Genomic DNA, 14495 nt, shown 5'->3' with positions numbered 1-14495 from the left:
ATAATCATAGTTCTTATAGAATTCAAAGAAAATAAATGGACGAAGAAGAAAATATAAATCCCGAAGAGCAACAAGAAGTACAAAAGACAGAAGGAGAGCATTTTTACGATCATCAAGAAGACGGAAATGATACCATTACCAAGGTTACAGGAATGTACAAGGACTGGTTTTTGGATTATGCTTCTTATGTAATTCTAGAGCGAGCGGTTCCTGCTATTGAGGACGGTTTCAAACCAGTACAACGTAGAATCATGCACTCCCTGAAAGAGTTGGATGACGGACGTTACAATAAAGTAGCCAATGTTGTAGGGCACACCATGCAATACCACCCACACGGTGACGCAAGTATTGGTGATGCGATGGTACAAATTGGACAAAAAGAATTATTGATTGACTGTCAAGGGAACTGGGGAAATATCCTCACCGGAGATGGTGCGGCAGCTTCGCGTTACATCGAGGCACGTTTGTCTAAATTTGCTTTAGAAGTTTTGTATTCGCCAAAAATTACCGATTGGGGCGTTTCTTATGATGGCAGAAGGGCTGAGCCCAACAATCTTCCGGTTAAATTTCCATTGCTTTTAGCGCAAGGAGCCGAAGGTATTGCAGTGGGACTTTCGACTAAAGTATTGCCTCATAATTTTAATGAATTGATTGATGCATCGATAAAGATCCTGAAAGGGAAGCCTTTTACGCTATATCCTGATTTTATGACTCAGGGAATTGCGGATGTGACGAATTATAATGACGGTCTGCGTGGAGGCCGCGTACGTGTACGTGCCAAAATTGCCCAACTGGACAAAAATACCTTGGTGATTACCCAAATTCCGTTTTCGACTAATACTACGACTCTTATCGATAGTATTTTGAAAGCCAATGACAAAGGGAAAATCAAAATCAAGAAAATTGAAGACAATACGGCTGCCGAAGTGGAGATTTTAATCCACTTATTTCCGGGTGTTTCTCCGGATAAAACCATCGATGCCTTGTTTGCTTTTACGGCTTGCGAAACATCTGTAGCACCGCTGGGTTGTGTGATTGAGGATAACAAGCCTTTGTTTATAGGCGTTTCTGATATGTTGAAAATTTCTACCCACAGAACGGTTGATTTGCTTCGACAAGAGCTGGAAATTCAATTAGAGGAATTAAAAAACAAATGGCATTTTTCTACTTTAGAGAAAATTTTCATTCGAGAAGAAATGTATATTGATTTCAAATTATATTCTGATAAAGAGGCATTGTACAAATACATGTACGACCAATTTGAACCTTTCAAGAAAGCATTCGTAAGAGAAATTAATGATGACGATTTGCAGCGATTAACGCAAATCCCAATGATTCGTATTACTCGTTTTGACTCTGATAAAGCAGATGATTTTATCGCGAAGTTAGAAGATGAAATGAAAGAAGTAGAGCACCATTTGGCACATATCATTGATTTTGCCATTGCCTATTTTGCTAAACTAAAAGAGAAATACGGAAAAGGAAGAGAACGCCAAACCGAACTGCGTATTTTTGACGATATCGAGGCTACGAAGGTTGTTTTAAGAAACACCAAATTATATGTCAATCGTGAAGAAGGATTTGTAGGAACGAGCTTGAAAAAAGACGAGTACGTGACAGATTGTTCGGATATTGATGATGTAATTGTTTTCCTTCGTGACGGAAGCATGATGGTGACTAAGGTAGATGCCAAAACTTTTGTGGGTAAAGACATTATTCATGTTGCTATTTTTGACAAAAGCGATAAGCGCACCATTTATAATGTGATTTATCGCGATGGAAAATCGGGGCCATCTTATATTAAGAGGTTCAATGTTTCGGGAGTCACTCGAGATAAATTGTATGATTTGACTAATGGTGCCAAAGGCTCACAGATTCTCTATTTTACTTGTAATCCAAACGGAGAAGCCGAAGTGGTGACAATAATTTTACGCCAAATAGGAAGTATTAAAAAACTTAAATTTGACATTGATTTTGCCAGCTTAGCGATTAAAGGTCGAGCTTCTAAAGGGAATTTGGTCTCCAAATACCCAATCAAGAAAATTGAAATCAAAGAAAAAGGAATTTCAACTTTATTACCAAGGAAAGTTTGGTATGACGAGACGGTTCAAAGATTAAATGTAGATGCAAGAGGAGAATTATTGGGCGAATTCAGGCCAAGTGATAAAATTTTGATTATTCATCAATCCGGAAAATTAAAAGTGATTACACCGGAATTATCGACGCATTTTGATCCTGACATGGTAGTTTTGGAAAAATGGATTCCTAAAAAACCAATTTCAGCTATTTATTACGACGGAGAAAAAGAGCGCTATTATGTGAAGCGATTCTTGGTCGAAACCGAAAACAAAGAGGAGAGCTTTATAACGGAGCATCCAAATTCGCAATTGGAAATTGTATCTACAGATTATCGTCCAGTGGTTGAATTGGTTTTTCCAAAAGTAAAAGGTGTTCAGAAAGAAAGTATAACCGTTGATGTGGAGGATTTTATCGCCGTAAAAGGGTTTAAAGCGCTTGGTAATCAGTTGACAACGGAAAAATTGAAGCAAATAAATATGTTAGAACCTTTGCCTTATGAAATTCCGGAAGAAGTTATTCCGGAAGAAGTAAAAGGAGGAACCACTGATGAAGGGGATGTACATCTCGATGAGGATGGACAAGTAATCTTGTTTTAAAAATAAAAAAGCTCCTAAATTTAGGAGCTTTTTTTTATAGAAAAACTATTTCTTTTTTCTCATTTTCATGTTCAGAAATTCTACTGCTAGTGAAAATGCAATAGCAAAATACAAGTAGGCTTTAGGTACCGCACCAACATGTTCTCCTACCAAAGCGGCATTGGATAAATGCATACTTTCAGTGATTAACATAAATCCGATAAGGATTAAGAAGGCCAAACCTAAAATTTGAATCGATGGATTGGCATTTACAAAATTCCCAACAGGAACAGCAAAAAGCATCATTACTCCAACAGAAATCACAACAGCAGTTACCATAATGTATAAAGCACCTTCTACACCATTGGTCATTCCAACAGCGGTTAGAATACTGTCAACAGAGAAAATAAGGTCGATCAGTAAAATTTGGAAAATAACATTTCCGAAAGATTTTGTTGCGGCAGTTTTTAAATCATGCTCTTCTTCTCCTTTATGATCTACTTTTTCGTGAATCTCTTTCGTACTCTTATAAATCAAAAAGATCCCTCCCAATAGTAAAATGATGGCCTGACCGGTAAAATCAGCACTAAACCAGCGCCAGTTGACACTAAAGAAAGGTTCTTTCATCGCAATTAATAGCGTGATTCCAAAAAGTAAAGCGATACGCATAAACATCGCTAGAAATAAACCAATTTGAGTCGCTTTTTTTCGTTTTTCTTCGGGCAGTTTTCCCGTTACGATTGAAATAAAAATAATGTTGTCTATTCCCAGAATGATCTCCAGAAAGGTCAACGTTAACAAGGCAATCCAAGCATCAGGATTTAAAAATACTTCCATCTTTTTTTAGTTATAAGTTTTTAATTTTATTTTTTTTGGATGATTGGTGTTTAGTTTTCAAGTTTTGTTACTGTTCCTTTTTGCTTTTGGCCAGTACCAACCATTCCGAATTCAAAGGTATAAGTATTTCCTGTTGTTGTCAAAATTTTCATCGCAATTGATTGCGCTTCATTTTTATTTTTTGGGTGCAATTTTGTCAAAACATATTCACAATCGTTAATCCATCGAATTGAAGCTGTATCTGTCTTTCCTTCGAAAGTCTCTATTTCTATGCTGTCATTACGCTCAAAAAGAGTTGTTTTCTTTACACCATCTACTTCGTAATCAAAACGAAATTTACCAGTTTTAAAATCTTTACAATTGCGTTCTACATTATAGCAGGAGAACATCGAAAAGAGCAGGGGAATCAGGAGTAGTTTTTTCATTTCTAAGTTTTTTATTTTTTATTTAGTTTTTTGAATTCGGCATCAGTAAAGTGTTTTATTTGTTTTTCCTGAGCAAATTTATCAGCATTATAACGCTCTGATTTATTTTTGGGAATCGAAAGGCTTTCCCAGCTCCCGTTTTTTAGTTGTTTGGAATAAAGTACGATTTGTCCAATATGGTAAGGATAATGTGCTAATTGTCGGTTTATGGCATCCAGAGCAGTTTGTCCTTCATTTCGGATGTATATAATTTGCAAAAGCTGCTCGGGAAGTAAAGAATCAATAGCTTGAAAAAAACAATCCCAGCCTGTATTCCATGTCGCTAACAATTCTTCTTTAGTTTGCAATTGGTTTTCAAATTCTAGGTCCCTATTTCGCCATTCTTTTTCTCCATCAGTAGTCAAAAAATCAGTCCAGCGAGATAACATATTGCCTGAAATATGTTTTATAATTGTGGCAATACTGTTAGAGTCTTCATTTGTCTCAATAAAAAGTTGGTTGGGTTCTAATTGTTCGATCGCTTTTTCGCCAATTGTCTTGTAATAGCGCATTTGTTTTTTTATGCTGGCAAGATAGTGCTCATTGATATCCATTTTATTGAATTTTGATATCATATTTGTCCAAAAGTCCAGGAATTCCCTGAACAGAGAACTTGGCTTTTTTCATTGGATTGAATTCAGGATCAATCTTATAGTTGTAAGCCGTCAAGAAATTGACTTTCTTCAATTGGGTGTCATTAAAAATGGCGTTATCCAAATTACAGTTATCGAAAACCGAAACAGAAAGGTCAGTATTTGTGAAATTGGCATCTTTTAGCGAGCACGAATTGAATTTTGTCTTGGGCATTTTCTTATTAGCAAAAGAAGAATAATCCAAAATACAGTCCTGAAAATGAACCGAAAACATAAAATCAGCGCAAGTACCAAACTGGATTCCCAAAAGCTTGCAATTTCTAAAACTCACCGTTTTTAGACTGGATCCAATTAGTTCAGTCATAGAAAGGTTGCAATCTATAAATTCACAGTCCATGAAAGTATTGTTCGAAAAATTACTATTCGAGAAATCGCAATTTTTAAAAACACAATCCTCAAATTCTCGATTACTGACTTTTTTATTGATAAAAATAACTTTCTCAAATGTTTTTTGAATGTGAATCAGTTCTTCCATTAGTCGTTGAATATAGCTTTTGTGATTGTTTTTAAACCCATAAACAGTAAATATACGGCTCCAAGACAGGCGATAATTCCAATTCCTAAAACAAGATAGTGCCAGCCATTCTGTTTGTTGATAAACGCATTGTGAATCACAGACGGACCAACAAATAGTAAAGGCAATGCCCAGGCTAAATATTTAATTCCTTTGGATAATAATTCTCTATTTGTAGCCATTTTTTGTTTAAGATTTAAATTTTCAGGTTCAATTCGATTTTCGATTTTGTAAAAACTGCTATCTGAATACTGTTTACTGCTGATTATTATAAGAGTCAACTGCTTTTCTTACGCTTCCGTATTTTTCTAGTAACGCAGCTGCTGCTTCATAGCTCACGGGAATTTCTCCCATGATCATTTTGATACCACGATCGACCAGTTTGTTGTTGCTGAGTTGCATGTCTACCATTTTGTTGCCTTTTACCTTTCCCAGCTGAATCATGGTTGCGGTTGTAATCATGTTCAGTACTAATTTTTGTGCAGTTCCTGCTTTCATTCTGGAGCTTCCGGTAACAAATTCAGGGCCTACAACCACTTCAATAGGGAATTGGGCCGTTTGCGAAAGCGGACTTTCGGCATTGCAAGAAATACTTCCGGTTATAATGTTATTTTCATTGCATTTTTCTAAACCTCCAATGACATAAGGAGTTGTTCCCGAAGCGGCAATTCCAATCACCACATCATTTGTATTTATATCAAATTGCTGTAAATCTTTCCAGGCTTGAGTGGTATTGTCTTCTGCATTTTCTACAGCTCTTCGTATAGCGGTATCACCGCCGGCAATGATTCCAACTACTAAATCAAAAGGAACGCCAAAGGTTGGTGGACATTCTGAAGCGTCCAAAATCCCTAAGCGTCCTGAGGTTCCGGCACCGATGTAAAAAAGTCTCCCGCCTAATTTCATTTTAGGGACAATTTGCGCTATCAAAGCTTCAATTTGTGGAAGGGATTTTTCTACGGCATAGGGAACCGTTTTGTCTTCCTGATTGATACTGGCAAGCAATTCCTGTACAGACATTTTATCTAAATGTTCGTATTTTGAGGATTGTTCGGTTGTTTTTGTGAAGGTCATTTTTTTTTAATATTCAAATTTTGTATCGATAACTATACATAGAATTCGTATGTTGTGCATCAAAGAGGATTAAACAAAATAGGCCAATATAATTCCGAAAACAATCATCGAAACTTTGGCAATATTGAATTTATGTCCTTCGCTGCTTTCAAAAATAATAGTCGAGGAAATATGAAATAATATTCCTATCACTACGGCTGTAATTTGGGTATGATAATCATTTAAAACGGGTAAATAATCAGACGCTAATGTTCCCAGCGGAGTCATCAATGCAAAGGTAAGCATAAAGGCAAAAATCGCTTTTTTGTTCAGATGGGAATTGATAAAAAAAGTAGTTAATATGATGGCAATAGGTAAGTGATGAATGGCAATTCCTACAGCTAAATGATTGTGGTTTCCCACCGGGAATCCTTCCAGAAAAGCATGGATACAAAGGCTGATAAATAATAACCAGGGAATGTGGGTCATGTTTGGATGACCGTGTACGTGCCCATGTTCGGCGCCTTTGGAGAAAAATTCGAGTAAGATTTGGAACAAAATTCCCAGCATGATAAAGATACCAATGTCATGGTTGTGACTTTCGTAAACTTCCGGTAATAAATGCATAACGGTCAGAGAAAGTAAAAAAGAACCACTAAAAGCCAATAATAACTTCAGATTGGTTTTGTTTTTTGGTTTTAAAACCAAAGCAATGGCATAGCCTATGAGTACAGAGAATAAGGGTAAAAGATAATTCATTATTTATTTAACCGTTTATTTGTTCGTATGTTGTATCGTGATGTATTTTATTATTAGCTCATTTTGCTATTTGAAAATAAGGATGAGTCTTTCGCTTTCGGTTTTATGAAACTTTTTCAGTTTATAATCTCCAAAAATATCCAGAAGATAGATTCCGGCTTCTTCCATCAGGTTTTCAAAATCTTCTAGTGTCAAGGCTTTCACTTTTTCGGTAAAATGAAACTTTTGTCCTTTGTCTTCAAAGTCAATTTCTTTATGGATGTGGCCGTCTTTTAAATAGCGTTTCAGGTGAAAATCGATTCCATCCACAGTTTTTATTTCCTCTGGAACAAGAGTATCAAGCACTTGGTTGACATTCATAAAGTCAATCACGGCAAAACCATATTCCGAAAGACTTTCTTTGATGGCTTTTAGGGTTTTAAGATTGTCATCGTCATTTTCGAAATAGCCAAAACTGGTAAACAAATTGAAAATGGCATCGTATTTTTCTTCAAAAGCTTCCCGCATGTCGTGTACCTTAAAATGCAAGGTTTCGTTGGCATTTTTAGTGGCTTCGGCAATACTGTTTTCTGACAAATCAGCACCAATGACATCAAAGCCCAATTGGTTCAAATAGATCGCATGGCGGCCTTTGCCACAAGCTAAATCAAGCACTTTGGCTTTCTCAGGCAAATTGAGATAATGCGTTAAATTATCCATGAAAACCTGTGCTTCCCTGTAATTTCGGTCTTTGTAAAGGATATGATAATAAGGAGTATCGAACCAAGAACTAAACCAAGTTTCAGTTGGTTGTTCTGGATTTATATGCGTTGGTTTTTGTTCTTCAGACATTTATTCTTTTTCAATTAATTCAAGTCCCGCAAATTTAGTGTATTTTTGCTGAAAAATAACGAATTGGGGGAGATAGACCGTGATTCTCATCGAGAATCCTATCATTTCTTTCGCCGAATGAATATTAAACAGAAAATGGTCTGTTTTAATTGATACACACAAATGGAAAATAATTTTAAGATGGTTGCCAAAACCTTTTTTGGTTTTGAAGAAATATTAGCAAAGGAATTACAAATGTTGGGCGCGCAAGACGTGGAACAAGGTGTAAGAATGGTGAGTTTTAAGGGAGACAAAGGATTTATGTACAAAGCCAATTTATCACTGCGTACGGCTTTGAAAATTTTGAAACCCATTTATTTTTTTAAGGCTAATAACGAACAAGCTTTATACAAAGGGATTTCAGGTGTAAACTGGTCCAGATATATCAATGCCAATCAGACTTTTGTGATCGACGCTACCGTGCATTCGGATAATTTTAATCATTCTGAATTTGTTTCTCAAAAATGTAAAGATGCCATTGTGGATCAGTTTAGGGAAAGAACAGGACAGCGACCAAGCATCGATAAAGTGCATCCAGATTTGAGAATCAACATTCATATCGATAAGGATCAGGTTTCGGTAGCATTAGACACTTCGGGGAATTCTTTGCATCAGCGTGGGTATAGAACAGCCACTAATATTGCGCCTATCAATGAAGTTCTGGCGGCGGGAGTTTTATTGCTTTCGGGTTGGGACGGACAAGGAGATTTCTTGGACCCAATGTGTGGATCCGGAACTTTCTTGGCAGAAGCGGCCATGATTGCCTGTAATATTCCGGCCAACATCAACCGTAAAGAATTTGCTTTCGAAAAATGGCACGATTGGGATAACAACTTGTTTGACCAAATTGTGGATAGTTTATTGAAAAGAGTGAGAGAATTTCATTATACAATAAAAGGTTATGATAAAGCGCCTTCGGCAGTAAGCAAAGCCAAGGATAACATCCGAAATGCTAATCTGGACGAATACATTACAATTGAAGAAAGAAATTTCTTTGATACCGAAAAAACTACCCAAGGGAAATTACACATGGTATTTAATCCGCCTTATGATGAGCGATTGGATATTCATATGGAAGAATTTTACAAGAATATAGGTGATACTTTGAAGAAGAATTATCCAGGTACCAATGCCTGGTTTATCACAGGAAATCTTGATGCATTGAAATTTGTGGGATTAAAACCTTCTCGAAAAATCAAACTTTTCAACGCCAGTATTGAAGCCCGCTTGGTAAAATACGAAATGTATGAGGGAAGCAAGAGAACAAAATTTCAAGTATCAGCAGACAACAATGTTGAAAGTTCTGATAAAAGTGTGGAATAATTAGATTCCTGTAATAGGTTTCTGTTTTCAGAGAACTCATAACTCATAATTTATAACTCATAATTATTATTCGATGACAAGATTACAAGTACGCGCATTTTTATACCAATTGGGTTGTTTTGCGATATTATTCATTTCAGTTCGTTTTTTGGCGGAGAAATATACTAATTTAACGGGAATATGGATTCCGGCAACAGCATTTGTTGTAGGAACACTTTTATCTCCAAAGTTTCAAGCGGTGAAAACAAAAGACGGCGAGAAATTATTTATGAGATGGATTTTATTAAAAGGATTTAGAGAAATAAACTAAGTTTAGTTTAAAACGCTAATTAAAAACCGCAAATTCACTGATTATACAATCGATGAATTTGCGGTTTTTTATGTTTTCGAAAAAAAATCTAAAAAGAATAATTTAAGAAGTTTATTTTTTGTTTCCAGTTGTTGCTTCTTCTGGTTTTAGTTTCTTCTTGTAGATAGGAATGAAATAGCTCACAGTGTAGTTGAATCCTACTCCAAAACTACCATTATAAGTACGGTTGAAACCCGGAATGTATAAGTTGTCAAAATTATCCGGTTTTTTATTGGAAATCAAGGTGTTCAAGCGAAGGCTGAATCCCATGAATACATTATTGAATACTTTTGCTTTTACTCCAGCGACTACTTCTAGCCAATGTGCCGATAATCCATTGAATTTTTCTCCGGAAACAATCGCAGCAGTTTCACCAAAATAAGGATTGGAATTGTAAATTTTGTAATTGTTTAATTCTTGACTAAAAGTACTGAAGCCATATCGAAATCCTATAGAGATGATATTCTCCATGTCTAACCAGTTTTCATACGCATTATAATCAAAACCTGCTTTTAGATAAGAACCTTTGGTAGTGAAATTCAATCGTTCATCATCGGTGGTTTTGTTTTCATTTCCCAGTTCAGCGGCCAAATAATATTTTTTGGTCAAACGATAATCTCCCGTAAATTCAATCCCTTTATAATCTTTATCGTATAAGGCTCGGGTCAATTTGAATAAATCCACACCCACACGCAATCCGTACCGATTTGTTTTTACCGGAACAACAATAGTGTCGGTCATTTTTGCGGCGGTTAATTTCACCATTTTTGAATTCCCGTTGTCAGGAATTACGCCTGCCGTTTTGGAGACATCAGCTTCCTTTTTTTGGGCAGTCTCTTGTGCATTGGCAAAAAACAACGATAGAATTAGACAAATGCTAAAAATAGATTTCAAGGTGTGTTTCATTTTCGGTTTCTATGTTACTTTTTTTAACGGCTACATATTGCATCCATTTTCCATCTGCAACTGCAGCATCAGTATGAGTAAAAGGAGTAAGGGGATCTAAAGTAAAAAGTGTTTTAAATCCGCACGCTCTTGATACAAAAAAATCTTCTCTGGTATAGTCAAATTTTATAATGTCTTCATTGACCGCGGCAGGATTTGGGTTTCCAAAATTGGATATAAAACGAAATGTACTTGTGTTCGCATCTGTTTTTAGCGGAATAGAAACGGTAGTGCCACTGATTAAATCGCTCCCTTTGAAGATAATTCCATCAGTCATTCCTTCTCCAATTATTTTTAGATTTGTAACCGTTTTTGGAATAGAGGAATTATTGATATCATAAAATGAAATCACTAATCGTGGCGTAGTTGGCGTATTGGCATCGCAAATATCATCTTTCTCACAGCTGGAGAAAGCGAAAGCAAGGGCAAATAGAAACAAAAATGTTTTTTTCATATACTAATATTCAGTGTTCAGTGTTCAGTAGCAGTATTTAGTGCGATTAGGACTGAATACTGCTACTGGCCACTGATTACTATTTTCTTCTTTCGAGAAGAACTACGTTTTCTACGTGATGTGTTTGCGGAAACATATCCACAGGACGCACACGCGTTACTTTGTATTTCTCGTCCATCAGGGCTAAGTCACGGGCTTGTGTAGCCGAATTACAGCTTACGTAAACCACTTTCTCAGGAGCGATTTTCATGATTTGTTCAATTACGTCTTTGTGCATTCCGTCTCTTGGCGGATCAGTGATGATCACATCAGGATGGCCGTGTTGAGCGATGAAGTCATCATTAAAAACCACTTTCATGTCTCCTACAAAGAATTCACAATTGGTGATTTCGTTGCGTACGGCATTTGCTTTAGCATCTTTAATCGCATCAGGAACACTTTCTACTCCTATTACTTTCTTTGCTTTTTTAGAAACAAATTGAGCAATAGTTCCTGTTCCAGTGTATAAATCATACACAATTTCATTTCCTGTCAATCCCGCAAAATCCCGCGTTATTTTGTATAATTCGTAAGCTTGATCTGAATTGGTTTGGTAGAATGATTTGGCATTAATGCTAAATTTCAACCCTTCCATTTCTTCCAATATGTAATCACGACCTTTGTATAGTTTAATATCGGTATCGTAAAGCGTATCGTTTGCCTTGTTATTCACCACGTATTGCAGCGAAGTAATCTGCGGGAATTTTTCGTAAAGATGATCCAAGATCAATTCTCTATTGGCTTTGTCGTTTTCAAAAAATTGAATCAAAACCATGATTTCTCCCGTAGAAGCCGTTCTTAACATTAAAGTTCTCAATAAACCTTCGTGCGCTCTCGGGTTAAAGAAAGTCAGGCCGTTTGCATTGGCAAAGGCTCTCACTTCATTTCTAATTGCATTTGATGGATCTTCTTGCAAGTGACATTTGTTGATGTCCAGGATTTTATCCCACATTTTCGGAATATGGAAACCTAGGGCGTTTCTATTGCCTAAATCTTCGCTGCTTCCTATTTCAGCTTCAGTTAACCAACGGCTGTTAGAAAACGAAAATTCCATTTTGTTTCTATAAAAGAACTTTTTCTCTGATCCCAAGATAGGTTCAAATTCCGGAAGTTCGATTTTTCCAATGCGCTGCAAATGATTCAAGACTTCATTTTGCTTGTAATACAACTGTTGGCTGTACTTCATATTTTGCCATTTACAACCGCCACAAACACCAAAGTGCTCGCAAACAGGTTCTACACGATGTTCAGAGAATTCATGAAAATGAACTGCTTTCCCTTCGTAATAGGCCTTGCGCTTTTTGAAAGTTTGCACGTCAACCACATCACCCGGAACGACATTCGGAATAAACACTACTTTACCATCGGGAGCCTTTGCTACCGAAACGCCTTTTGCACCTGCATCAAGGACTTTTATTTGATGAAAGACAACTTTGTCTGTATTTTTCTTTGCCATGGCGCAAAAATAAGCGTTTGTAAACTTTTATAAATTCAAATTAGCAAATATTTTTGAAAAGAGCGTGTTTTATTCGGACTTAAACTCAAAAAAGCGTTGATTTTTTGAAATAATAACAGTTTTATATGAAGTTTGGGGTTGTAATGAAATGATTTAATTTTATTTCTTTCAAAACTAAATTTTTAAATAGTCATTATTCTGAATACATTTACCATAATATAATTAGCAATTATCTATATGAAAAAACTATTATTTATTGCGTTTTTGGTAATCACCACTGGCGTATTGGCACAAAACAGTCCAAGTATTGTTGGCGATACTTATACCAAGAAAGAGGTGCAAATAAAAATGCGCGACGGTGCCACTTTGTTTACAGCTATTTATGCGCCCAAAGACCAATCTAAAAAATATCCCATTATCATGCAGCGCACGCCTTATAGCTGTGCGCCTTATGGTGAAACCGAGTTTAAGAAGAGTATTGGTCCCAGCGAAACCATGATGAAAGAAGGTTATATTGTAGTTTACCAAGACGTGCGCGGACGCTGGATGAGCGATGGTTTTTATGACAATATGCGTGCTTTTATTCCCAATAAAAAAGGAAAAACCCAAGTAGATGAAGCGTCCGATACTTATGACACGATTGATTGGCTGGTTAAAAACGTAGCCAACAACAACGGGAATGTAGGCGTTTGGGGAATTTCATATCCCGGATTTTATTCGACCTATTCTTTATTGAGTAATCATCCTGCTTTGAAAGCGGTTTCGCCACAGGCTTGTATCAGTGATTTCTTTTTTGATGATTTTCACCACAATGGGGCTTATTTACTGAGTTATTGGAAAGCAACCCCTTTATTTGGTATTCAAAAATCGGAAAGAACAGCCAAGGCTTGGTATCAATTTCCGGATTTAGGAACTAAGGATGATTACCAGTTTTTTCTGGATGCGGGACCTTTGTCTAATTTGGATAAATATTATGGTAAGGACAATGAATTTTGGCAACAGCTAAAAGACCACAGCAGCTATGATGATTTCTGGCAAAAACGCGGAATTCTCCAACATTTAAAAGATATTAAACCAGCAGTAATGACAGTAGGAGGATGGTTTGATGCCGAGGATTTATACGGTCCTTTGAATACTTACCGAACGATTGAAAAAAGCAGCAAAAATTACAATACCCTTGTTATGGGACCTTGGAGTCACGGCGATTGGGCTAGAAATAGTGCAACAGCTACCATTGGGAACATAAAATTTGGCGATAGTATTTCTGCTTTTTATCAAAAAAATATTGAAGCTAATTTTTTCCGTCATTTCTTAAAAGACAATGGAAAAAGGGTGAATAAATTGCCGGAAGCCTATGTTTTTGATACCGGTGCTAAGGACTGGAAAACTTATGATGTCTGGCCACCAAAAAATGTTACAAAAGAAACTTTTTATTTGGCTCAGGATAAATTAACGACGGCGGTACAAAAGGAAGCTGAATTTCAGGAATTCGTCAGTGATCCTAAAAAACCGGTTCCTTTTACCGAAGATATCAATCAAAAAGGGATTACACCAAGAAAATACATGACCGATGACCAGCGTTTTGCCGCTAGGCGTCCTGATGTTTTGGTTTTTGAAACGGAACGATTATCGGATGATGTGACTCTGGCCGGAGATATTTTGGCACAATTACAGGTTTCTACTTCCGGAACGGATGCGGACTGGATTGTAAAAGTGGTTGATGTATTTCCAAATGACGAACCAGAAACAGCTGAAATTGCACCTTATTTAAAGATGAGCAATTACCACATGATGGTGCGAAGCGAAGTGATGCGTGGTCGTTTCAGAAATAGTTTTTCAAAACCGGAAGCTTTTATAGCTAACCAAAAAACAGCGGTGAATATCAAGTTGCAAGATGTGATGCATACTTTCAAAAAAGGACACAAAATCCAAATCCAAATTCAGAGCACGTGGTTTCCTTTGATCGATTTGAATCCGCAAACATTTGTAGACAATATTTTTTATGCAAAACCAGAAGATTTTAAAAAACAAACGCATCGTGTGTATGCTGATTCTAAAATAGTGTTTTCTGTTTTAAAATAGTAAAAGCTAATTTTTATACATAAACCCAATCCTAGAAATAGAG

General features: G+C 36.4%; 15 protein-coding genes. 4 read left to right on the top strand and 11 right to left on the bottom strand.

The window, feature by feature from the left end:
- The first annotated feature begins 35 nt into the window (after positions 1 to 35).
- On the top strand, positions 36 to 2675 hold the full coding sequence (locus tag BUB25_RS00635; protein WP_072938180.1) for a DNA gyrase/topoisomerase IV subunit A: 2640 nt from the start codon (positions 36 to 38) through the stop codon (positions 2673 to 2675).
- A 45-nt stretch (positions 2676 to 2720) separates the two neighbouring features.
- Here the strand turns inward: BUB25_RS00635 and BUB25_RS00630 are convergent, their stop codons facing one another.
- The 8 genes from BUB25_RS00630 to BUB25_RS00595 all read right to left on the bottom strand — a co-directional run bounded on the left by BUB25_RS00630 (position 2721) and on the right by BUB25_RS00595 (position 7765).
- The gene (locus BUB25_RS00630; protein ID WP_072938176.1) at positions 2721 to 3491 is read right to left on the bottom strand and encodes a TerC family protein; all 771 of its coding nucleotides are present in this window, start codon (positions 3489 to 3491) and stop codon (positions 2721 to 2723) included.
- 50 nt (positions 3492 to 3541) lie between these two features.
- Positions 3542 to 3916, bottom strand: a complete 375-nt coding sequence (locus tag BUB25_RS00625; RefSeq protein ID WP_072938173.1) for a DNA topoisomerase IV — start codon at positions 3914 to 3916, stop codon at positions 3542 to 3544.
- Between the two features lie 11 nt (positions 3917 to 3927).
- Positions 3928 to 4509, bottom strand: a complete 582-nt coding sequence (locus BUB25_RS00620) for a DUF1572 family protein (protein WP_072939682.1) — start codon at positions 4507 to 4509, stop codon at positions 3928 to 3930.
- A 1-nt stretch (position 4510) separates the two neighbouring features.
- Positions 4511 to 5083, bottom strand: a complete 573-nt coding sequence (locus BUB25_RS00615) for a pentapeptide repeat-containing protein (protein ID WP_072938170.1) — start codon at positions 5081 to 5083, stop codon at positions 4511 to 4513.
- Entirely contained in the window at positions 5083 to 5304 is a 222-nt protein-coding gene (locus BUB25_RS00610) for a DUF6095 family protein (protein WP_072939678.1), read from the bottom strand. The genes BUB25_RS00615 and BUB25_RS00610 overlap by 1 nt, the downstream gene beginning before the upstream one ends.
- A 73-nt stretch (positions 5305 to 5377) precedes the next feature.
- Positions 5378 to 6196, bottom strand: coding sequence for an N-acetylmuramic acid 6-phosphate etherase (murQ, locus tag BUB25_RS00605; RefSeq protein ID WP_072938167.1), 819 nt, complete (start codon positions 6194 to 6196; stop codon positions 5378 to 5380).
- A gap of 69 nt (positions 6197 to 6265) precedes the next feature.
- Entirely contained in the window at positions 6266 to 6934 is a 669-nt protein-coding gene (locus BUB25_RS00600) for a ZIP family metal transporter (RefSeq protein WP_072938164.1), read from the bottom strand.
- 66 nt (positions 6935 to 7000) lie between these two features.
- Complete coding sequence (locus BUB25_RS00595; RefSeq protein ID WP_072938161.1) at positions 7001 to 7765, bottom strand: class I SAM-dependent methyltransferase; 765 nt, start codon at positions 7763 to 7765, stop codon at positions 7001 to 7003.
- Between the two features lie 162 nt (positions 7766 to 7927).
- Between BUB25_RS00595 and BUB25_RS00590 the strand changes: the two genes are divergently transcribed.
- On the top strand, positions 7928 to 9127 hold the full coding sequence (locus tag BUB25_RS00590; protein WP_072938158.1) for a THUMP domain-containing class I SAM-dependent RNA methyltransferase: 1200 nt from the start codon (positions 7928 to 7930) through the stop codon (positions 9125 to 9127).
- A gap of 73 nt (positions 9128 to 9200) precedes the next feature.
- Positions 9201 to 9437, top strand: a complete 237-nt coding sequence (locus tag BUB25_RS00585; protein ID WP_072938155.1) for a hypothetical protein — start codon at positions 9201 to 9203, stop codon at positions 9435 to 9437.
- Between the two features lie 111 nt (positions 9438 to 9548).
- On the opposite strand, the gene BUB25_RS00580 is transcribed toward BUB25_RS00585, so the two are convergent.
- From BUB25_RS00580 to rlmD, 3 genes are all read right to left on the bottom strand, one after another.
- Entirely contained in the window at positions 9549 to 10382 is an 834-nt protein-coding gene (locus BUB25_RS00580) for a DUF6048 family protein (protein ID WP_072938153.1), read from the bottom strand.
- Positions 10354 to 10875 carry a DUF6452 family protein gene (locus BUB25_RS00575; RefSeq protein WP_072938150.1) on the bottom strand — a complete coding sequence of 174 codons (522 nt, stop codon included), beginning with the start codon at positions 10873 to 10875 and terminating at the stop codon, positions 10354 to 10356. Before BUB25_RS00575 ends, BUB25_RS00580 begins: the two co-directional genes overlap by 29 nt.
- Positions 10876 to 10954: 79 nt before the next feature.
- Entirely contained in the window at positions 10955 to 12370 is a 1416-nt protein-coding gene (rlmD, locus tag BUB25_RS00570) for a 23S rRNA (uracil(1939)-C(5))-methyltransferase RlmD (RefSeq protein ID WP_072938148.1), read from the bottom strand.
- A 237-nt stretch (positions 12371 to 12607) separates the two neighbouring features.
- On the opposite strand from rlmD, the gene BUB25_RS00565 reads away from it, so the two are divergent.
- Complete coding sequence (locus BUB25_RS00565) at positions 12608 to 14452, top strand: CocE/NonD family hydrolase (RefSeq protein ID WP_072938146.1); 1845 nt, start codon at positions 12608 to 12610, stop codon at positions 14450 to 14452.
- Positions 14453 to 14495 lie beyond the last annotated feature (43 nt).

This window comes from Flavobacterium granuli, from assembly GCF_900129705.1.
GTDB lineage: Bacteria > Bacteroidota > Bacteroidia > Flavobacteriales > Flavobacteriaceae > Flavobacterium > Flavobacterium granuli.
The sequence above is the reverse complement of the archived record's forward strand: the minus strand, read 5'-3'. Positions and strand labels throughout refer to the sequence as shown.